Here is a 20145-nt window from a genome sequence, read left to right as displayed (position 1 = left end):
TTAATAACCGTCGAGCAGCCTATTCGGTTGCTTCCCGTCCCGAGACCTGTTCGACAAGGATCCTGAAGAAGACGTGCGGCAGGCTGTCTGACACTGGAGGCGCGACGGGCTTGAGCGCGCCGGGTTCCCACCAGTCCGTGTGCTTGCTCAGCACCGCCCATGCATGGTCGCGCAGGACCTTGTGACCGACCCGGTCCGGCAGTTCCTCATAGCGGCCTTCGACGATCACGCTTCTCCAGCCGCGCCCCTGCGTGCGCTCTTGAACCTGCGCGCACACCAGGGGGTTCTCCCGCATCCAGTCGATCTTCTTGCCCAGCAGGGAAAAGGCATAGAGGTGGCTGTCGGCATAGGCGTAGTTGAAAGGCACGACATAGGGCTGCCCATCCTTCGCGCAGGCCAGATGTCCGGTGCGGCTGGCCATCAGCATGTTCGTGCATTCCAAGGTGGAGAGTGTGCGGATCATCATCGGCATGATCTCCCGTTTTCAGCCGGCCTTCGGCCTCGAGAATCTTTGTCGGTCGGTTCTTTCAACGCTAGCTCAGGACACGTCCTGGCTCGTTGATATGGATCAATTCGTTATGAGCGAAGGCCGAGGCCAGCCGTGCCTTGCAGAGCCGCACCGACCCAAACTGCGTGGCGAATTGATCTAACGAAGACGTGATCCAAACCGCTCCGACGGAATTCGGCCCTGTCCTCCGTTTCACGGCGGTAGGGATTGAACCACGGAGACCAACCTTATGATGACGAGATATTTTCTGCCTCTCGCGATGGCCGCCGGCACGTTGCTGCTGTCCAGTGTAGGCTCGCAGGCCATGCCGATGGCCAAGCCAGGTGCTTCGCCGCTGCCCATCGAAACCGTCGGCTGGCGCTGCGGGCCCGGCTGGCACGTGAACCGCTGGGGCAGATGCGTGCCGAACCGCCGCGTGATCATACGGCCGGCGCGCCATTGGCATCCCGGCTTTTGGGCGCATCACCGCTGGCACCCCGGCTATTGGAGCTGGTGATCCGTCGAGAGGATCGCGGTCGATGCCCGCGCTGGCAACGGCGCGGGCGGTTTGGCTAAGGTCCCACGCACAGGTTCGAAACCTCCGCGCCAGCGTTGGTGATTGGCCGAGGCTCCTCAGCCTCGTCATCCACGGGCGGAGCAAGGAGCGAAGCGACGCAGCGCAGACCCGAGGATCCATTCCGTGACGTTCAGGCGTTGCCACGGTTCAGAATTCTGCTCCGCAGTACCCACGATCAAAGTCACGGAATGGATCCTCGGGTCTCCGCGTCCGCTTCGCTCCCGCTCCGCCCGTGGATGACGAACTGACTGGCGCCGCCAGCCTATCGCTGACCGGCAAACTCACGACTCACGCCACCAGATCCCGCATCGGCTTCACCGCCGCCGACTCCGGAAACACTTTGTCGCCAAGCACGGCCGGCGACAGCCCGAACTGGTCGGCCAGCAGCCCCTTCAGCACTGCACGCACATCGCTGGTTGGCGCCAGGTCGCGCTGTTCGTAGAGCTGCGCCGGCTTCAACCCCGGCCAGTCGGCGATGACGCGGCCGCCCTTGATCGCGCCGCCGGCGAGCAGCACCACCGTGCCGGTGCCATGGTCGGTGCCGACCGTGCCGTTGATGCGCGCCGTGCGGCCGAACTCGGTGATGGCGACGACCGCGGTGTCGCGCCAACGCTCGCCAAGCCCTTTCTCGAGCTCCTCGAACGCCCCGTCGAGGCCGCCGAGCAGATTGGCGAGCCGCCCTGTGGCGCCGCCTTCGTTGACATGGGTGTCCCAGCCGTCGAAGGCGAGCGCCGCGATGCGCGGCCCGTCGTCGGCAGCCATCAGCCGCGCCGCGCCTTGCGCCGACTGCCGCATGCCGGCGGCATTGTCGAGGCCGCCCTTCGGCTTCATCGCCTTGCCGTCGAGCTGGTCGCCCAGCGCCATGCGGTCGGCGTCGAGCCCTTTCTGAAGCGCGGCCGCCAGCGCAGGATCGCGATGGTTGTAGAGATCGAGCACACGCTCCGCCAGCGCATCGCCGGGCGTCGGCAGCGCCTGCGGTGCCCAGCCGAGCACGGGCGCGGCGCCACGGATCACCAGCGGCGTCGAGGGCCCGACCGCCAGCCCGCCGGCTCTCGCGATCCTGTCGCCCGCCGGCAGGCTGGCCAACGCCCGGTTGAGCCAGCCGGTGGTGGCATTGCCGGGGCCCGGCAAGCCGCTTTCCAGCACGTCCTGGCCGTCGAAATGCGAGCGGTCGCGGTAGCCGGTCGCGGCCGCGTGCACGACGGCCGCCCGGCCTGCCTTGAACAGGCGCGCAAACACCGGCATTGCCGGGTTGACGGCGAAGAAACCGTCGAGCGGCAATGCCGGGTTGGCGCCTGAGAGCGAAAGCGCGATATCGCCATGCAGGCCGGCATAGTCCGGATCGCCGACCGGCCCGACCGTCGACAGCCCGTCCAGCGCGCCGCGCAGCACGACGACGATCAGGCGCGGGTCGCGATTGTCGGCTGCGCGCGCGAAGCGCGGCAGATAGGCCCAGGCAAACAGCGCGCCGCCGCTCATCAGCACCGCGCGCCGGGACAGGCTGGGGGTTTCGCAAAGAAGGCTCATGGCCGCATCTCCATCACTGTTACCGGCGCTGGAATTCCGGCGCCATCAGCAGCAGCGCCAGGCCTTGCTGCTTGGACTCCGCGCGCGAAATCGCCTGCCGCGTCTCGGCCGAGACGGATGTGCCGATCAGCGCGGCCAGCATCTCGTCTGGATCGCCGATATCGTCCGCCTGCTTCGCCGCCTGCCAGGCGATGTCCAATCGCGTCTTGAGGCCCTCGGCGGAAACCCATGCGTCCGTCCGGTCGGGAAAGCCGTTTGGCCCCGGCGGTCGCCACAGCGGTTCGCCGAGCACGCTCAGCCAGCGAAGCGATCGTTGCGGTTCGTTGCCGGCGGTAGCGCGGACCGCCCGCCGCAGCGCCACGACATAGTCCAACGGCGAGCGCAGCTTCGTGAGCGGCGTCGACCAGGCTTCCGGCATGTCGATCAGCGTCAACGCGATCGCGCGCAGGTCGCCGTCGGTCTTGGTGAAGATCGTGGCCAGGCGGGCGATCGCCGCCGGCGGTGGATCGTCCGCGATGAAATGGCGGGCAAGCTTGGTGGCGATGTGCCGCGCGGTGGCCGGGTGACGGGCAATGTCGTTGAGCGCGGCCTCCGCCTGGCCCATGCCGCCATCGGGATAGGTCTTGCCGAGCAGCACCGCCTTGCCCGGCTGATGCGCATTGGCGTTGAAGACGAAGCTTCCCGGCTCGCCCAGCCGCCCCTCGCGGCCGGCCATCGTCCAGCCGGTCAGCATGTTCGCGAAACTGGTGACGTCGGCCTGGGCATAGCCGCTGTCGACGCCCATCGTGTGCAATTCCAGGATCTCGCGGGCGAGGTTCTCGTTGAGGCCGCGTCCGCGCCGCTTGCCGGCGCGGGAATCGGGGCCGATGGACTGCCGGTTGTCGAGATAGAACAGCATGGCCGGATGGTGCTCGACGGCCAAAAGCATATCGGCGAAGCGGCCGAGCACGAAGGGCCGGATCGCCTCGCGCTCGAAGGCGCCGGCGCAGGCCCGCACGACCGGCGCTTTGGCGACGGAGACGCAGAAATGGTTCGACCAGAAGCCGACCAGGCGCTCCACGAAGCCGGGCGCCGCAGTGAGCGCCTTGTCGAACCGGGCCTGCGCCTCGTCGCGATAGGCCTCGACACGCGGCACCGCGGGTTTGGCTTTTGCCACGGCCGGGCCGGCTGGATCATCCGCCGCCATCGGCTGCATGACAGCCGTCGCCCTCTCGGCCCGCGCCGCCTTGCGCTCCATGGCTGCCGCCATGCTGGCCTGGATCGCCGCGGTGCTGTCCAGCAGCCCGGCATTCCGTGGGTCGTCGGGGGAAATGAGCGCGATGTCCTGCTGCTTGAGCTCGGCCTCGAGGTAGCCGCGCGGATCGGCGGCGATCTTTCCGAAATCGTCCCCGGCTTTTGCGCCGAGGCCGAAGCGGTGGAGCGCCACCAGGGCGGGGTCCGGCGAGACGGAATTTGCAAACGGTGCGGCCAACGAAGCCTCCGTTGAACCCGGCGCAGATCGCGTCGGTTTCATGGATCATCGGGGATACTCACGATGCCGGCCGCAGCACCGGCATCGCGAAGGGTAGTTACCAGCGGCGCCAGTGGTGCCAGCGATGGTAGGGATGCCAGACGGGGCCGATATAGACGCGCGGTCCGCCCCAGTAGTAATAGCCGGGATAGATCACGCGGCGATTGGGCACGCAGCGGCCCCAGTGGTTAGGATGCCAGCCCGGGCCGCAGCCCCAGGCGACGTGCTCGACAAGCGCCGGTGAGGGCGCAACCGGTGCGATCGGCATCGCAGAGGCGGCGCTTGCGGCGGCCGTTCCGCCGAGGGCGAGCGCAGCCGCGATCGAATATTTTGCCAGACTGTTCATGCGATACTCCCGAGAGTGTCGAGGTTGAAGAGAACCTGCCGCCGCCAAAGGCGGTCGCAGGCCTGTCCCTCTTCCCTTGAACGGGGCGTGCTCGCCGTTTCCGTCGCCGCCTATGGCGATTTTTTTGCAGGCGGCGGCTGCCGGCCGGCGCGTCGCAACAAGGCGTCCGCCAGCAGCCGGCGGTCCTCCGGCGAGCCCGATGCGGCGAACACGATGATGCGTTGCTCGATCCGGGTGCGCACGGTGACATCGGCATTGCGCGCGCGCTCCAGGGCGGCGGCAAGCGCGTTGGTGTCGAGAGCCGGCTGTTGCAGAAGGTTTGCCGCCTCGCGCCGCGCGGCCTGTCCGTCGAGGATCACGTCCCGCGACTCCCGGCGCACCTCGCGTAACGCCTGGCGGAAGACCTTGCGGTCGGCGGCCGGCAACCTGCCGCCGGCCGATTCCAGCGAATAGCCCGGATTGGACTTGCCGATCAGCCAGCCGGCGCCGCCGGCCACCGCGCCGATCAGAAAAACATTCAGCACCAGCGATGCCGCGACAAGACGGGGGCTCATAAATCTTCCTCGTAAGGATCGGCGTCGGGACCGGCATCGCCGAACGACGTCGCGTTGGCATCCATCACATAATGGTCGGGCTGCATATCCGGGCTGACGACGGCCACCAGCGCCAGCCCGGCCACGGCGCCGGCCAGGCCGACACCCGCAAGCCCGAAGCCCAGCCACCAGAACCGTCGGCGGCGGCTCTGCCTGACCTGGGTGGCAGCGCTGGCGGCGATCGTGCGATGCAGGGCCGCCCCGGGGGCTTCGACCCGATGGCGGTCGAGCATGGCGTCGAGCCTGCCGGCGCGCCGCAGGACGGCGCGGCCCTCGTCGGTCTCGGCAAACAGTATCGCTGCGGCCTGCTCGGCCGGCGGCCAGCGGTGCAAGGCGCTGCCATAAGCATCCGCCAGCGCGGCGAAACGCCGGGCATCCATAGGCCCGTCCGAAGTTTTCTCAGCCATGTCGTTCCCCCTTCCGCCGTTCCAGCGTGGCCCCCCACGCCGCAGTCCTCGGAATTCGCAGTCCCCTCACGGTCTCAATCATCGCCATCTCCAACGAGCATGGCCTGCAACGAGCGACGACCCCGCGCGAGCAAACTTTCCAGCGCATCGACGCTGACCTGCATGGCGCCGGCGGCCTCGATGTTGGACAGCTCCTGATAATACACCAGCACGATGGCCTCGCGCTGGCGTGGCGCGATCCGCTGCAGCGCTTGGTTGACCCTGCGCTCTTCGTCGCCCGGCATGACATCGGGAAGCGGCGCCTCGTCCGCCACCTCCGGCAGCTCGTCCGTCGTCCATTCGCGCCGGCGCCGCAGCCGGTCGTAGCAGAGGTTGAGCGCGACGCGGTGAATCCAGGTGTCGAAGCGTGCGTGCCCCTGGCGCCAGCCCGAGGCATGGCGCCAGATGCGCACGAAAGTCTCCTGGGCGACGTCCTCTGCTTCCGCCGGGTCGCCAAGCATCCTGGCGGCCAGGGCCAGGATGCGCGGCAGCTTGCGCGCCACCATCGCCTGCACCGCGGCGGTGTCGCCGGCGCCGATGCGGCGTACCAGTTCCTCGTCCGGATCGGCGCCCATCACGTCGGGCGCTCGCAGCTGTCATTGTGCGGCATAGCCTCTTGGTCATTGCTCCTGATTGGGAGCGGTTTTATGGCCCGGCCTCTCGTCGGCGCCGAGCACGCCGTCGCTATTCTTGTCGAGCCTGGCGAAGCGCTCGGCGAGAAAGGCGTCGAGCTCGCCCCTGTCGACGAAACCGTCCTTGTTGGTGTCGATGCGCGCGAAGGATTTGGCCGGATCGCCCTTGGCCTTGCGCGTGGTCTGGAAAGCGGTCCATTCGGTGAGGCTGACCTTGCCGTCATTGTCTGTGTCGGCCCGCATGAACGCCCTTTCCCGGCGCGCCTCGAACTTTTCCAGCGTCAGGCCGGATTTGGGTTGGTCAGACTTGGCGGCCGGAGCCGGGCTGCTCGGCGCCGTCTGGGCCGGGGCAGGGGGCGGCTTCGTTGTCTGGGCGACCGCGGCCGCTGTCTGCAGGCCAAGGGCAACGACGAATATGGTGGGGCGGATCATTCTCTCGTCTCCGGCTGGGCGCGGCCATTGGCGGCCACGCTTTAACCGTTGAACGCGAGACAGAGCAAAATCCGTCGGTCTTTTTCGACCGGACACCAACGTACCGGATCCGGCGCAGCCGGATCGAAGGATTGCTAAGGACAGGAGGCGACGGCTATCTCGGCTGGTCGACCGCCACCAACTGGTCCTGCTTGAAACCTGCATGTTGCGGCGTCCAGACGTCGCCCTCGCGGTTGAACCAGTGGCACAGATACGTGCCGGAAGCCGCCCCGTCGCTGACAGTCATTTCGGGGCCTCCGGACTTCAGCCTGACGACGTCTCCGGTCTTGAAACTATTGGGCATTTCGACCTCCCATGCTGACAAAGGGAGTTTCCCACCAACAGCTGTTCCCGACAATGGCCGAGATGCGCCGATCACGTGGTGCAGCCTGGGAAGGCGTGAACATGACGCCGCTTGTGAGACACGCCGGGCGTGGCCAGATCATCTCGAGATTCTGGAGCCGAAGCGAGCGGCCCGATCGCTCCTCGGATTCAATCGGTGTCGCGCTGTGGACCCGGCGGCTGTGCCGATTGGTTGTCTTCGGCTGGGCGGACGGTCATAGACCTTTCATCGGGCCACAACGCTTGTGCCTTCGTCACCGCTGCCAAAAGATCGTCTGCTTCAACGCTTCCGATTTCAGTTAGAAGCGGTCTGCCGCCCCCTGCTCTGAAACCGACGTGATAGACCGTCCAACTCCTCATTGAATTCCGACAAAAATTGCGTCTCGGCGTGGACACGCGGATGGAAGCCCGGCTCGCTTTTGTGGTTAGGATTTTGAGGTCCGCAAGCCGGGCATGCACCGACCGATAGGGCGGGGGGCTTGGGGTTATCAGCCGGTGCGATCGCGACACTGTCTGATTTGCCCGCCAGCCCACAATCGACCGAGGTCCATCCTGCCGAACGCATTGGTCCGAAAGGACCAAAGATATAGCCCCTTATTCCGTTGGGGCAGGTTGCCCCCGCCGGTGACTTTTTGTCATCCGCCGATGGCCCATGGTTCACGGCAGACCGCTCAAGCGCTCGGCCTCCGCTAATGCGCCTGGGCAGAGATGGCGGGGACCGGCGAATCGCGGGACGTGAACCGCTGGACCTCACAGGCCCAGCATTTCGCCGGAGCCTGTGAGGAAGATCCGCCCTAGCCCCCGTTAGCAGGTGCCGGTGCCGGTTTGGCGGGAGCAGCGGGCTTGGAGACGGACGGTGCGGACGGCGCCTCAACCTTGGGCGTGTTCACGCTAACGTTCACATCCTTACCTCCGCCCCCATTTATGTTTATCACCCCCGTGAAGAATAGTAGGGCAACAACTGCGATGATGCCAAGGATTATCGCAACGGCTGTTCCGCCACCACCAGAGTTTACGACTGTAGGGCCGTCAGACATGGCTTTTCTCCTTTTCTTGAGTTCTCACTCGGAAGAAAAGAGAACTTTGTGGTATTTGTTCCGCACTCGGGCCACAGTCTTAAAGTACATACGACCGAAGTCCATTGACTGGAATGCCCAGACGGTTGTCGCCGAGCTGGAACAGAATGAAAAAACCCGCCGGCCGAAGCCAGCGGGTGAAGGTGGTTGGGCTCGGCCCCGCCAGGACCGAGCGCCCTATCATGTGCACACGGCCGAACTGGTCGCGCCTACAAATGTTAGAGCTAAAGGAAATTCCGAAGCACGGTCTAGGCGAGCAGGGGAGAAAGTTAGCTGATCAGACGGTGAAGTTCGCGGTCGCTCAGGTCTACAGCCTTCGGCATCAGGTGTTTCTGTGCGGTTTCTGTACAAATCCGGCGAGGCGATCGGCTAAGTTATTGGAATTTTGGTGCCGCTTGCGTGACTCGAACACGCGACCCCATCATTACGAATGATGTGCTCTACCAACTGAGCTAAAGCGGCCCGGGAAGCGCTGAGCTTCCAGAATGGGCTGGGTGATAGACTCAACCGCTCGCTAATTCAAGATGGGCAGCAGTGAATTCCGGCCTCGCCGGCGGCAATTCCGATCTACGGTTACCGCGCGACGGGCGCCGGAGCGGCCCGCGGCGGCGTGCGAGTAAGCGGTCCTTCGCATCCGGCTGGCCGGCGCGGCTGCAGCCGCGGTGACGAAAAATGTTGATTCTTCAACAAAAAATGCCGAAATGGCTTTGGCCGGCAAGGCAGCCGCTCGCCGTTGATCGATCGGTCGTCTGCGGCTGACGACCAGACAACCGGGAGCGAACGCGCAGAGGGAGCTCGCTTGGACCCTATCGAGAAAGCGATCCGCAATGCCTTCGAGAAAGGCAATGCCGAGGACCGGGCGTTCCGCGAGAGGGTCTATCGATCCGCCTTTGCCGCGCTCGACCGCGTCCTGCAGGCCAATCCGAACGTCACGGTCGAGGCCGCCATCAGCCGCCGCAAGGCAGTCCAGGCCAAGATCACCGAGATCGAATCGGAGTTCCTGCCGGCCGTGCCAGAGGTGACGCTGCCGCCGGAAAACGTCGCGCCCGCCGGCAATGGCGCACCGGACCCCGGCGTCGAAGCGCCGTCCGAATCGGCCGCGCCGTCTGTCGACGCGCCGCTGCCGCCGTCGCAAACCGCGCCCTCGCCCTCGATCACCGTCGACGGCCCGGTCCAGCCCGATGCGTCGGACCGGCCGCGTGCGCGTGTGCTGCCGCGCGTGCCCGACATCATGCCCGACGAGACGGGGCTTCCCGATGCGCCCTCGCTCGATGATTCGCCGGGCGCTCCGGTCGGCAATGGCGCCCAGGTCGCGCCCGACCGCGACGAGCGGCGCATCAGGGGCCGGCGCTTGCCGCTCACCGCGGTCTTCGTCGTCGCGACATTGCTCGCGGCCGCCGGCATCGGCCTCTATTTCGCCAAGCAGACCGGTGTCTTCAAGACGGCGGCCGAGCTCAACACCGGCCCGCCGGAGCCGGCGCCGGCGCTGGACGACGAGGACTCCTCGCAGCCGACCGAGCCAGGCTCGCCGCAGAAACCGGGCGAAGCCGACCAGTCGAAGAACTGGATCAACGTCTTCTCGCCCGCCGACCCGACCCATGTCAGCGCGCCGTCCGACGCCGCCGCCGAGGTGATGAAGGACGACACCGGCCAGTTCCTGCGCATCCGCTCGGGCGCGTCGGGTTCGGCCATTGCCTTCGATGTCGGCCAGGGCGTGCTGGAGAAGCTTGCCGGCAAGCATGCCATGTTCGACATCGTCGCGCGTTCGGAAGAAGGCAAGGAGACGCAGATATCGATCGACTGCAATTTCGGCGATCTCGGCGATTGCGGCCGCAAGCGCTACGCGGTCGGCCATGAGCGCAACGAATATCTGTTCGACGTGCAGTTCCCGAACAAGCATCCGGGCGCCGCCGGCACTATCGCCGTCAATTCCGATTTCGACCAGAAGGGCAAGTCGGTCGATATCTACGAGATACGCGTCTCGATAGCGCAGTGATCGCGCCGCTCTGTCCGCCAACGCAGGCGCTGCACCCCACCCGCCCCTTCGGCGCGACCTCCCCGTCAAGGGGAGGTAGAAGGTCGCGCCACCCCCTGCCTCCCCATGATGGGAAGGTCGGCGCGAAGCGCCGGGTGGGGTGAAGCGCCGGCGCTCGATCTTTAGCTATCCAGCAATGCCTGCAGCGTCTCGATTCGGTCGGCCTCCGCCGCCGGCTTGTCCCAACGCAGCCGTGAGATGCGGGGAAAGCGCATCGCAACGCCCGATTTGTGGCGGGTCGAGCGGTTGAGGCCTTCGAACGCCACCTCCAGCACCAGGCCGTTCCTGCGGTCGGCGCGCACCGAGCGCACGGGCCCGAAACGCTCGATCGTGTTGTCGCGCACATATTTGTCGATCTCTCTCAGCTCCTCGTCGGTAAAGCCGAAATAGGCCTTGCCGACCGGCACCAGCTCTTCCGAGCCCTCCGGGCCGGACCAGACGCCGAATGTGTAGTCGGAATAAAAGCTCGAGCGCTTGCCGTGGCCGCGCTGCGCATACATAAGCACCGCGTCGATGGTGTGCGGGTCGCGCTTCCACTTGAACCACGGGCCTTTCGGCCGGCCGGCAAGATAGGGCGAATCCCAGCGCTTCAGCATCACCCCTTCGATGATCGGATGCGGCGGCGCCTGGCGCAGCCGCTCCAGCGTCTCCCAGTCGGAAAACGCGACCAGCGGCGAGAGATCGAAGCGGCTGGGGTCGAGGGTTTTGACGAAAGCCTCGAGCCGCATGCGACGCTCGGCGAAGGGCAGCGCGCGCAGGTCCTCGCCGTCGATCTGCAGCGCGTCGTAGCAGCGCATGAAGGCCGGATATTGCTGCTGGATCTTTGGCGACACGCTCTTGCGGTTCAGTCGCTGCTGCAGGTCGGAGAAGGTTCCGGTCGCCTCGCGCGGGTCGCCGACCAAAAGCTCGCCGTCCAGCGCCGCCTCGAAATTCATCGCGGCGGCAAGGTCCGGGAAGGCGCCGGACACGTCGTCGCCGGTGCGCGAATAAAGCCGGCGCACCCCGCCTTCGCACACCGCCTGCACGCGGATGCCGTCCCACTTCCATTCCGCCGCATAATCGGCCGGGTCGAGCTTTTCGAGGTTGCCGTCGTCGACGGCATTGGACAGCATCACCGGACGGAACAGCGCCAGCGCGGCGCTCGTCGGCTTTTCCGCCCGGCCCTCGAGCCAGGCGAACAGCTCGGTGTAAGGCGGCGCCAGCCCGTGCCAGAGCTCCTCGATCTCAGCGACGTCGACTTGGCCAAGGTCGGCCAGCGCCTGCTTGGCGAGCCGCGCCGACACGCCGATGCGCAAGCCCCCGGTCACCAGCTTGATGATGGCGAAGCGCGCCGAGATGCTGGCGTCATCGAGCAGCCGTGACAGAACCTTCGGCCCGTCGGAGCGGCTCGCCGCCTGCAGTCTGCCGACCACCTCGGCAAGCGTCGGCACATGATTGGGGATGTGCCCTTGTGGTTGCGGCCAGACCAGCGACACCGTCTCGGCGAGGTCGCCGACATAGTCGTAGGAATAGCCGAACAGCACCGGGTCCATGCGCTCGACCACCAGCGCGCGCAGCATCGCCGGCTTCACCGCCGCGATCGAGAGATCGCCGGTGATCGCCGCCAGCGCCAGACCGCGATCGGGATCCTCGACGCTGCGGAAATAATCGGTCAGCAGCGTCAGCTTGCCGTTGCGCGACGGCGTCAGCACAAGGCGGTCGAGGAGCTCGGCGAAGCGGTTCATGGGCGTTTGCGCTGCGCCAATTGCGAAAGCTGGCGCGAGGCCCCCCTCTCTGGCCTGCCGGCCATCTCCCCCTCAAGGGGGGAGATTGGACGTCGCGTCCGCTTTCGCGAATCTTCGGCGCCGGTAGAGATGCGCCGGCGTTCAAGCTGCCAATCTCCCCCCTTGAGGGGGAGATGTCCGGCAGGACAGAGGGGGGCGCCGTAGAGCGCGGCGGTGGCGATTTCCCTATGCGCGTACGCCATCAATCGCCCTCATCCTCATACCCTACGAGATGCAGCGGCCGCGCCGCGATGCCCTCCAGCTCGCACCAGCGCACCAGCGCCTCCTCGCGGCCATGCGTGACCCAGATTTCCTCCGCGCCGGTTTCCTTGATCGTGATGATCAGCTCGTCCCAATCGGCATGGTCGGAAATGATCAGCGGCAGCTCGACGCCGCCTTGCTTGGCGCGCTGGCGGATGCGCATCCAGCCCGAGGCGAAGCAGGAGATCGGGTCGGGAAAACGCCGCGCCCAGCGGTCGGCGAAGGCCGACGGCGGGCCGACGACGATCGCGCCGGCGAAATCGGCCTTGCCGCGGCTTTCCACCGTCCCCGGCTCGAGCTTGCCAAGATCGATGCCTTGGCTCTGATAATATTCGCTGAGCTTCGCCAGCGCGCCATGGATATAGATCGGCCTGTCGTAGCCGGCGTCGCGCAACAGCCGCATCACGCGCTGCGCCTTGCCGAGCGCATAGGCGCCGATCAGATGCGAGCGTTCGGGAAATTGCGCCGCCGATTTGAGCACGCGCGCGATCTCGTCCTGGTCCGGCGGATGGCGAAACACCGGCAGGCCGAAGGTCGCTTCGGTGATGAAAACATCGCACCGGATGGGCTCGAACGGCAGGCAGGTGGCGTCCTTCTGACGCTTGTAGTCGCCGGAAGCGACGATGCGCATGCCCCCATGCTCGACGCAGATCTGCGCCGAGCCCAGCACATGCCCGGCCGGATGGAAGGTGACGGCGACGCCGTTGATGTCGAGCGTTTCGCCGATCACAGCGGCCTGCGTGGTTCCGGCGAAATCCTCGCCGTAACGCAGCCCCATGATGTCGAGCGTCTCTTGCGTGGCCAGCACCGAGCGGTGACCGGAGCGCGCATGGTCGGAATGGCCATGCGTGATCAGTGCCCGCCCGACCGGCCGTACCGGATCGATGAAGAAATCGCCGGGCGGGCAGTAGAGGCCCTCCGGCCGGGGCTTGAGCAGGTCGCTGGCGCGCATGGCTTTGAACATAGTGGCTAAATTTGCCTCGGGAAGCCTGTTGCAAGAGACTGCTGACTCGTCCTACAGCCCCTTGCCGGCTCCGCCTCGCCGGTGGGATTCTTCAAATGATGAAACCGCTCCAGGCCTCCTCGGGCGATTTGAACACCGACCGCCGCGCCGATTTCGCCGAGATGCTGCTCGCCTCGGGCGAGCCCGCGCAGGCGGCCGAGCTTCTGCTCGGCGCGCTGGAGTTGGCGCCGCGATGGGCCGCGGGCTGGTTTCGCCTCGGCGAGATGCAGGAGGCCGCCGGCCTGCTCGACCAGGCCGCGCAGGCCTGGGCCATAGCGGTGAAGCTGGACCCCGCGGATCGCCTTGGCGCCGCGCTCAAGCTTCAACTGATCGGCAAGGCGCCCGCCGCCGAGGCGCCGCCCAGCGCCTTTGTCGAGACCTTGTTCGATCACTACGCCGACAGTTTCGAGGACTCGCTTGTCGGGAAGCTCGGTTATGGGCTGCCGGATTTTCTCTGGCGCGCCATAAGCAAGGCACGGCCCGGCCGGTTCCGGCTGGCCCTCGACTTCGGCTGCGGCACCGGCCTGATGGGCGAGAGGCTGCGCCCGTTCGCCGACCGGCTGGAGGGCTACGACATCTCGGCCGGCATGCTGAGGAAGGCGAAGGCCAAGGGCATCTACGACCGGCTTGCCAAGGCCGACCTCCAGCATTTCTCTTACACAGGCGCCAAGGCCGACCTCGTGGTCGCGGCCGACGTGTTCATCTATCTGGGCGCGCTCGAACGCATTGTCGGCGCGGTCGCGAACATGCTTGCCGATGGCGGCCTGTTCGCCTTTTCGGTCGAGACGCTTGCCGGCGGCGGCGATTTCGCCCTTTTGCCGTCACGGCGCTATGCCCATTCCGAGGCCTATGCGCGGCGCGTGCTTCGCGCCAACGGGCTTGCAGTCCTGTCGCTGGAAAGCACGGTAATCCGGCACGACCGGCGGGATCCGATCGAGGGCCTGGCCATTGTAACTGGGTTTCCCGCTGCAGCCGCCGAGCTGGGGAATCCGGCAACGGCATGAGGTCGACCTTGCTGCGAAAAAGCCCGAATGGCATGGTCGGGGTTGCGCGGGGCGGATACCGAGTCTTTGTTTTTGCGCAATTCCGGACGGAAAACCACGACGCACTTTTCCTGGAATTGCCCTAGGGAGATATCCATGCGCTGGATCATGGTTGCGTTGGCGTCTTGCCTGACGGTCTCCGGCTGTGTCGGCGGCACGTCGATGGCCGAGCGTCAGGACGAGGATGTCCAATCCTCATTGCAATATGACGATGTGCCTTGCGACCAGTTGCTGGCGCAGCGCAATCAACTGGCGCGGCAGAACAATCTGCCCGTCACTGCCAAGCCGGGCTTCTCCAATCCGGCCATGGGCTTCGGCCCGTTCATGCCGGATATGCGCTCCAAGGCGCAGCGCGCCAGCAACAAGGCGAGCGGCGAGATCGACGCCATGAACCGCTCGATCGAACGCCGCGACTGCGGCAAGCCGAAGAAGAAGGAGACGCTCGGGCTGCCCGGCTCGAAGCCTTCCTGAGTGTCCGATATCCGATATTCTGTTTAACGCTCGGCTGGACCGACGAGCGTTTGATCGCGCTTGAAAGACGCCCCATGAACCTCTCAGACCCTCGGCGAGCGCATCTGCATCCTGGGCCCGTCCAATAGCGGCAAGTCCACCCTTGCCGACGCTATAGCGCGCAAGCGCGGCCTGGAAGCCGTTCACCTCGATCAGCTCTTTCATCTCCCCAATACGGATTGGGAGCAGCGTCCGAGGGCCGAATTCATTGCCCTGCACGATGCTGCGATAGCCGGCGAGCGCTGGGTGATGGACGGGAACTATTCGGGTTGCATGCCGCAGCGACTTCGGCGGGCGACAGGCTTGATTCTGCTGGATATCTCCACGGCCGCGAGTCTTCTGCGCTATTTAAGGCGAACGCTGTTCGAGAAGGACAGACTCGGCGCTCTGGAAGGCGGGCGCGACAGCATCAAATGGGACATGATCCACCACATCGCCGTCATCACGCCGCGAAACCGCAGGAAATATCGGGCGATGTTCGACGCTCTCGATCTGCCGAAGCTGCAGCTATCTTCGCTGCGGGCGATCAAGCAGCGCTTCCGCGACTGGGGTCTGACTCCTGACTAGATGAGGATGACGTTTCGTTGAATCGTCACCCTCATCTAACTCCTTGTTGGAGCATGATCTTTTCCGAAAACCGGTTCCCACTTTTCGGGACCATGCTCTAATACCCCGCCTTGCGGTCGACCAGGTTCTCGAGCTTCTCGCCGCGCTCGAAGGCGGCCATCTGGCGAAGCATGATCGGCACCAGATGCGCCGGGTCCGACGTCGCCGCCGCATGCGGCGTGACGAACACTTTCGGATGACTCCACAGCGGGCTGGTCTTCGGCAGCGGTTCGACCTCGAACACGTCGAGGCTCGCTTCCTTCAGCGTGCCGTCGTCCAGCGCGCGCAAAATGTCGGCGTCCTTCTGCAGCCGTCCGCGCCCGGCATTGATCAGCACCGCGCCGCCGAGCCCGTTGCGCCGGCGCAGTTCCTTGAGCAGTCCGTAATTGACGATGCCCTGGGTCTGCGGCGTGAGCGGCAAGAGCACAACCAGGATGTCAGTGGCATTGAGGAAGGGGATCAGACCCGCCTCGCCGGCATAGGTCGAAACGCCCTTCATCCCCCGCTCGCTGCGCGACCATCCGTTGACGGCGAAACCGAGCGACAACAACGCCGAAGCCGCGGCGCGGCCAAGACTGCCAAGCCCCATGATGCCGACGGAGACGTCGCCCGCCACCCGTTGCGGCGGCTCGTGCCAGATCTTCTTTTGCTGCTGGGCCCGGTAAAGCGAGGCCTGGCGATGGTGGTCGAGCACGCGCCAGACAATATATTCGACCATGTGCTGGGTAAGATTGTCGGCGACGATCTTGACGATCGGCACGTCGGGCAGGCCTGGGTCGGCAAAGACATGGTCGACACCGGCGCCGATCGAGAAGATGGCGCGCAGATTGGGCAGCGACTTGAGAAGGTTGGGCTTCTGCTTCCACACCACCGCATAGGTGATCGAAGGATCGTCGGCGCCGTTCGGCTCCAGCACGACCTCGCGCTCGGCCGAGAGCAGCTCGTGCCAGCGCTGCGGGTGGATGCCCGTGAGGGCAAGCAGGATTTTGCCTTTTTCCATTCTCGGATTTTTTCCCTGTTTCGCCGGTGCGGAACCGGCTACTCGCTGACCACGCCGGTCGGCGCGGTCTCGATCTTGAAGGCCGCCGCCATCAGCGCCCGCGTATAATCGGTTTGCGGGCTGCTGAAAATCTGCTCGGAAGGTCCCGCCTCGACGATCCGGCCATTGCGCATGACGATGACATCATTGGCAAGGGCGCGGACGACCTTGAGGTCGTGGCTGATGAAGAGGTAAGCGAGATTGTGCTTGGCCTGCAGGCTGCGCAAAAGGTCGACCACCTGCGCCTGCACGCTCATGTCGAGCGCCGAGGTCGGCTCGTCGAGCATGACGAAGCGCGGGTTGAGCACCATGGCGCGGGCGATGGCGACGCGCTGGCGCTGGCCGCCGGAGAATTCGTGCGGGTAGCGATGGCGCGTTTCGGGATCGAGGCCGACCTCCTTCAGCACGGCGACCACCTTGTCGTCGCGCTGGTCGGCCGAGAGCTTCGGCTCGTGGATCTTCAGTCCTTCCTCGATGATCTCGGAGACCGACAGGCGCGGGCTGAGCGATCCGAACGGATCCTGGAAGACGATCTGCAATTCGCGCCGCAGCGGCCGCATGGCGCCGAAGGACAGCTGGTTGATATCGCGTCCGTTGAAATTGATCGTACCGGTCGAGGAGATCATCCGGGCGAGCGCCAGGCCCAGCGTCGTCTTGCCCGAGCCGGATTCGCCGACGACGCCAAGGGTCTGGCCGGCCCGCACCGTGACGTCGATGCCGTCCACGGCCTTCACATGGTCGACCGTGGTTCGGAAGAAGCCTTTCTTGATCGGGAACCAGACTTTGATGTCCTTGCCGGTCATGACGGATTTGGCGCCCGGGTCGGTTATGGGCGGCTTGCCCTTCGGCTCGGCCGCGAGCAGATGCTTTGTATAGTCATGCCGCGGATTGGCGAAGATTTCCCTGGTCGGGCCGCTCTCCACGATCTTGCCCTTGGTCATGACGCAGACGCGGTCGGCGATCCTGCGCACGATGCCGAGATCATGCGTGATGAACAGCAGCGACATGCCCTTGCGGGCTTTGAGCTCCGCCAGCAGTTCCAGGATCTGCGCCTGCACGGTGACGTCGAGCGCGGTCGTCGGCTCGTCGGCGATCAGAAGCTCCGGCTCGTTGGCCAGAGCCATGGCGATCATGACGCGCTGGCGCTGGCCGCCGGAGAGCTGGTGCGGATAGGCGTCGAGGCGTTTTTGCGGATCGCGGATGCCGACCTCGGTGAGCAGTTCCAGCGTGCGGGCGCGCGCGGCTTGGTCACGCAGGCCCTGATGCAGTTGCAGCACCTCGACGATCTGCTGCTCGATCGTGTGCAGCGGGTTGAGCGAGGTCATCGGCTCCTGGAAGATCATGGTGATCTTGTTGCCGCGCACGCCGCGCAACGCCTTCTCGTCCATGGCGAGCAGGTTGGCCCCACTGAACAGGATCCTACCCGACGGATGGCTGGCGGCGGGATAGGGCAGGAGCTTCAGCACCGACAGCGCCGAGACCGATTTGCCCGAGCCGGATTCGCCCACCAGGGCCAGCGTCTCGCCCTTGGCGATGTCGAATGAGATGTGATCGACGGCGATCGCCTGGTTGCCGCCTTGCGCGAAGGCGACGCTCAGGTCCTGGACGGAAAGGAGGGCTTGGCTCATTTGAACGTCTTGCGCGGATCGAAGGCGTCACGGGTCGCCTCGCCGATGAAGACCAGCAGCGACAGCATCAGCGAGATCACGATGAAGCCGGAGATGCCGAGCCAGGGGGCGTTGAGGTTGCGCTGCGCCTGTTTCAGCAATTCGCCGAGCGAGGCCGAGCCCGGCGGCAGGCCGAAGCCGAGATAGTCGAGCGAGGTCAGCGTCGAGATTGAGCCAGAGAGCAGGAAGGGCAGGAAGGTCAACGTCGCCACCATGGCATTCGGCAACAGGTGGCGGAACATGATGGTGAGGTTCGGCACGCCCAGCGCGCGCGCCGCGTTGACATATTCGAAGTTGCGCGCGCGCAGGAATTCGGCCCGCACCACGCCGACCAGCGCCACCCACGAAAACAGCAGCATCAGGCCGAGCAGGATGAAGAAGCCGGGCGGCAGGATGGCCGAGATGATGAGCAGCAGATAGAGAACCGGGATCGCCGACCAGATCTCGATGAAACGCTGGAAGAGAAGGTCGGTCCAGCCGCCGAAATAGCCTTGCACCGCGCCGGCCGCGACGCCGATCAGCGACGAGCCGAGCGTCAGGATCAGGCCGAACAGAACCGAGATGCGGAAGCCATAGAGCACCCGCGCCAGCACGTCACGGGCCTGGTCGTCCGTGCCCAGCCAGTTCCAGTTGCCGACGGTGCAGTTGGAATCGGCCTCGCCTTGCGGGTACTGGCTGCAGCGCGTCTTCTTGTCGTAAAGCCAGGACGGCTTTGCCGGCGCTGGTTCCGGAATGGCGTTGTTGACCGTTTGATAGGAGTAGCGGACCGGCGGCCAGATCATCCAGCCATTGGAGTTGATCTCGTCCTGGATCACCGGATCGCGATAGTCGGTGACGGCATAGAAGCCGCCGAACTTCTCCTCCGGATAGGCGACCAGGACCGGAAACAGGATCTCGCCCTTGTAGGAGGCGATGATCGGCTTGTCGTTGGCGATCAGCTCGGAAAACAGCGACAGCACGAACAGCAACAGGAAGATCCAGAGCGACCAGTAGCCGCGCCGGTTAGCCTTGAAGTTCTGCAACCGCCGCTGGTTGAGCGGCGACAGAAATGGCCTGCGGGGCCGAACCGGGGCGCTTTCGATCGCGGCCTCGGCCATCAGATGTCTCTCCGCTCGAAGTCGATGCGCGGATCGACCCAGGTGTAGATCAGGTCGGACAGAAGGCCGACAAACAGGCCAAGCAGCGAGAAGATGTAGAGGGTGGCGAACACCACCGGATAGTCGCGGTCGATCACCGACTTGAAGCCGAGCAGGCCGAGGCCGTCGAGCGAGAAGATGTTCTCGATCAGCAGCGAGCCGGTGAAGAAGGCCGAGATAAAGGCGCCGGGAAAACCGGCGATGACGATCAGCATGGCGTTGCGGAACACGTGGCCGTAGAGCACCTTGTGCTCCGACAGCCCCTTGGCGCGCGCCGTCACCACATATTGCTTGCGGATTTCTTCGAGGAAGGAGTTCTTGGTGAGCAGGGTGGTCGTCGCGAAAGCCGACAGCACGAGCGCCGTCAGCGGCAGCGTCATGTGCCAGAAGTAATCGGCGATCTTGCCCGGCCAGGAGAGCTGATCCCAATTGTCCGAAACGATGCCGCGCAGCGGAAACCAGTCCCAGAACGAACCGCCTGCGAACAGCACCATGAGCATGATGCCGAACAGGAAGCCGGGAATGGCATAGCCGACGATGACGACGCCGCTGGTCCACACGTCGAAGGTCGAGCCGTCCTTCACCGCCTTGCGGATGCCGAGCGGGATCGAGATCAGGTAGGATAAAAGCGTGATCCAGAGGCCGATGGAGATGGAGACGGGCATCTTCTCCAGGATGAGGTTCAGCACCGAGATATCGCGGAAATAGCTGTCGCCGAAATCGAAGCGGATATAGTTCCACAGCATCATGCCGAAGCGCTCGAGCGGCGGCTTGTCGAAGCCGAATTGCTTTTCCAGCTTCTTGATGAATTCGGGATCGAGCCCCTGCGCGCCGCGATATTTCGAGCCGACATCGCCGGCCACGTCGAAATTGCCGCCGCCGCCTGCGTCGCCGCCACCGCTGCCGAGGCGATCGTTGCCGCCCTGATTGGTCAGCCGGGCAATCACCTGCTCGACCGGCCCGCCCGGGGCGAACTGGATGACCGCGAAGGAGATCGCCATGATGCCGAACAGCGTCGGGATCATCAGAAGAATGCGGCGCAGGATATAGGCGCCCATCAGGCGACGGGCCCCGC

General features: G+C 65.3%; 20 protein-coding genes and 1 tRNA gene. 5 read left to right on the top strand and 16 right to left on the bottom strand.

Features of this window, described 5'->3' with window-relative positions; all coding sequences use genetic code 11:
* Positions 1–19: 19 nt before the first annotated feature.
* Positions 20–466, bottom strand: coding sequence for a pyridoxamine 5'-phosphate oxidase family protein (locus tag LB535_RS04090; RefSeq protein WP_224631664.1), 447 nt, complete (start codon positions 464–466; stop codon positions 20–22).
* 271 nt (positions 467–737) lie between these two features.
* Here LB535_RS04090 and LB535_RS04085 point away from each other — a divergent pair, with 271 nt between their 5' ends.
* Positions 738–1004, top strand: a complete 267-nt coding sequence (locus LB535_RS04085; RefSeq protein WP_224631267.1) for a GCG_CRPN prefix-to-repeats domain-containing protein — start codon at positions 738–740, stop codon at positions 1002–1004.
* 348 nt (positions 1005–1352) lie between these two features.
* Here LB535_RS04085 and LB535_RS04080 read toward each other — a convergent pair whose 3' ends face one another.
* The 9 genes from LB535_RS04080 to LB535_RS04040 form a co-directional block, all read right to left on the bottom strand.
* Positions 1353–2591, bottom strand: a complete 1239-nt coding sequence (locus LB535_RS04080; protein ID WP_224631266.1) for a DUF1501 domain-containing protein — start codon at positions 2589–2591, stop codon at positions 1353–1355.
* Between the two features lie 19 nt (positions 2592–2610).
* Complete coding sequence (locus LB535_RS04075; RefSeq protein WP_224631265.1) at positions 2611–4062, bottom strand: DUF1800 family protein; 1452 nt, start codon at positions 4060–4062, stop codon at positions 2611–2613.
* Between the two features lie 97 nt (positions 4063–4159).
* Positions 4160–4447, bottom strand: a complete 288-nt coding sequence (locus tag LB535_RS04070) for a GCG_CRPN prefix-to-repeats domain-containing protein (RefSeq protein WP_224603094.1) — start codon at positions 4445–4447, stop codon at positions 4160–4162.
* A gap of 110 nt (positions 4448–4557) precedes the next feature.
* Complete coding sequence (locus tag LB535_RS04065) at positions 4558–5001, bottom strand: periplasmic heavy metal sensor (RefSeq protein WP_224631264.1); 444 nt, start codon at positions 4999–5001, stop codon at positions 4558–4560.
* Positions 4998–5447, bottom strand: coding sequence for a hypothetical protein (locus LB535_RS04060; protein WP_224631263.1), 450 nt, complete (start codon positions 5445–5447; stop codon positions 4998–5000). Before LB535_RS04060 ends, LB535_RS04065 begins: the two co-directional genes overlap by 4 nt.
* 74 nt (positions 5448–5521) lie before the next feature.
* Complete coding sequence (locus LB535_RS04055; RefSeq protein WP_224545200.1) at positions 5522–6061, bottom strand: RNA polymerase sigma factor; 540 nt, start codon at positions 6059–6061, stop codon at positions 5522–5524.
* A gap of 45 nt (positions 6062–6106) precedes the next feature.
* Positions 6107–6550, bottom strand: a complete 444-nt coding sequence (locus LB535_RS04050) for an EF-hand domain-containing protein (RefSeq protein WP_224631262.1) — start codon at positions 6548–6550, stop codon at positions 6107–6109.
* 154 nt (positions 6551–6704) lie between these two features.
* Positions 6705–6893 (bottom strand): YodC family protein, encoded by a 189-nt coding sequence (locus LB535_RS04045; protein WP_095766010.1) that lies wholly within the window; start codon positions 6891–6893, stop codon positions 6705–6707.
* Between the two features lie 1500 nt (positions 6894–8393).
* Positions 8394–8469, bottom strand: a tRNA-Thr gene (locus LB535_RS04040).
* Positions 8470–8806: 337 nt separating this feature from the next.
* Between LB535_RS04040 and LB535_RS04035 the strand changes: the two genes are divergently transcribed.
* Positions 8807–10003: a hypothetical protein gene (locus tag LB535_RS04035; protein WP_140843796.1), complete on the top strand. Its 1197-nt coding sequence runs from the start codon at positions 8807–8809 to the stop codon at positions 10001–10003.
* 161 nt (positions 10004–10164) lie between these two features.
* Here the strand turns inward: LB535_RS04035 and LB535_RS04030 are convergent, their stop codons facing one another.
* Together LB535_RS04030 and LB535_RS04025 are read right to left on the bottom strand one after the other, a co-directional pair.
* On the bottom strand, positions 10165–11766 hold the full coding sequence (locus LB535_RS04030; protein WP_224631261.1) for a cisplatin damage response ATP-dependent DNA ligase: 1602 nt from the start codon (positions 11764–11766) through the stop codon (positions 10165–10167).
* A 241-nt stretch (positions 11767–12007) separates the two neighbouring features.
* The gene (locus tag LB535_RS04025; RefSeq protein WP_224631663.1) at positions 12008–13018 is read right to left on the bottom strand and encodes a ligase-associated DNA damage response exonuclease; all 1011 of its coding nucleotides are present in this window, start codon (positions 13016–13018) and stop codon (positions 12008–12010) included.
* Positions 13019–13128: 110 nt separating this feature from the next.
* Between LB535_RS04025 and LB535_RS04020 the strand changes: the two genes are divergently transcribed.
* The 3 genes from LB535_RS04020 to LB535_RS29025 all read left to right on the top strand — a co-directional run bounded on the left by LB535_RS04020 (position 13129) and on the right by LB535_RS29025 (position 15189).
* Positions 13129–14073 (top strand): class I SAM-dependent DNA methyltransferase, encoded by a 945-nt coding sequence (locus LB535_RS04020; RefSeq protein ID WP_224631662.1) that lies wholly within the window; start codon positions 13129–13131, stop codon positions 14071–14073.
* Positions 14074–14208: 135 nt separating this feature from the next.
* On the top strand, positions 14209–14583 hold the full coding sequence (locus LB535_RS04015; RefSeq protein WP_224631260.1) for a hypothetical protein: 375 nt from the start codon (positions 14209–14211) through the stop codon (positions 14581–14583).
* A 288-nt stretch (positions 14584–14871) separates the two neighbouring features.
* Entirely contained in the window at positions 14872–15189 is a 318-nt protein-coding gene (locus LB535_RS29025; protein WP_411969524.1) for a hypothetical protein, read from the top strand.
* Between the two features lie 97 nt (positions 15190–15286).
* Here the strand turns inward: LB535_RS29025 and LB535_RS04005 are convergent, their stop codons facing one another.
* The 4 genes from LB535_RS04005 to LB535_RS03990 are packed head-to-tail and all read right to left on the bottom strand — an operon-like array spanning position 15287 to position 20128.
* Complete coding sequence (locus LB535_RS04005) at positions 15287–16228, bottom strand: 2-hydroxyacid dehydrogenase (protein WP_224631259.1); 942 nt, start codon at positions 16226–16228, stop codon at positions 15287–15289.
* Between the two features lie 38 nt (positions 16229–16266).
* Positions 16267–17895 carry an ABC transporter ATP-binding protein gene (locus LB535_RS04000; protein WP_224631258.1) on the bottom strand — a complete coding sequence of 543 codons (1629 nt, stop codon included), beginning with the start codon at positions 17893–17895 and terminating at the stop codon, positions 16267–16269.
* Positions 17892–19031 carry an ABC transporter permease gene (locus tag LB535_RS03995; RefSeq protein WP_224631257.1) on the bottom strand — a complete coding sequence of 380 codons (1140 nt, stop codon included), beginning with the start codon at positions 19029–19031 and terminating at the stop codon, positions 17892–17894. The genes LB535_RS04000 and LB535_RS03995 overlap by 4 nt, the downstream gene beginning before the upstream one ends.
* Positions 19031–20128, bottom strand: a complete 1098-nt coding sequence (locus LB535_RS03990) for a microcin C ABC transporter permease YejB (protein ID WP_224631256.1) — start codon at positions 20126–20128, stop codon at positions 19031–19033. Before LB535_RS03990 ends, LB535_RS03995 begins: the two co-directional genes overlap by 1 nt.
* Positions 20129–20145 lie beyond the last annotated feature (17 nt).

This window comes from Mesorhizobium sp. CA10 (genome assembly GCF_020165285.1).
Taxonomy (GTDB): domain Bacteria; phylum Pseudomonadota; class Alphaproteobacteria; order Rhizobiales; family Rhizobiaceae; genus Mesorhizobium.
This window is presented reverse-complemented; position numbering and strand designations above follow the sequence as displayed.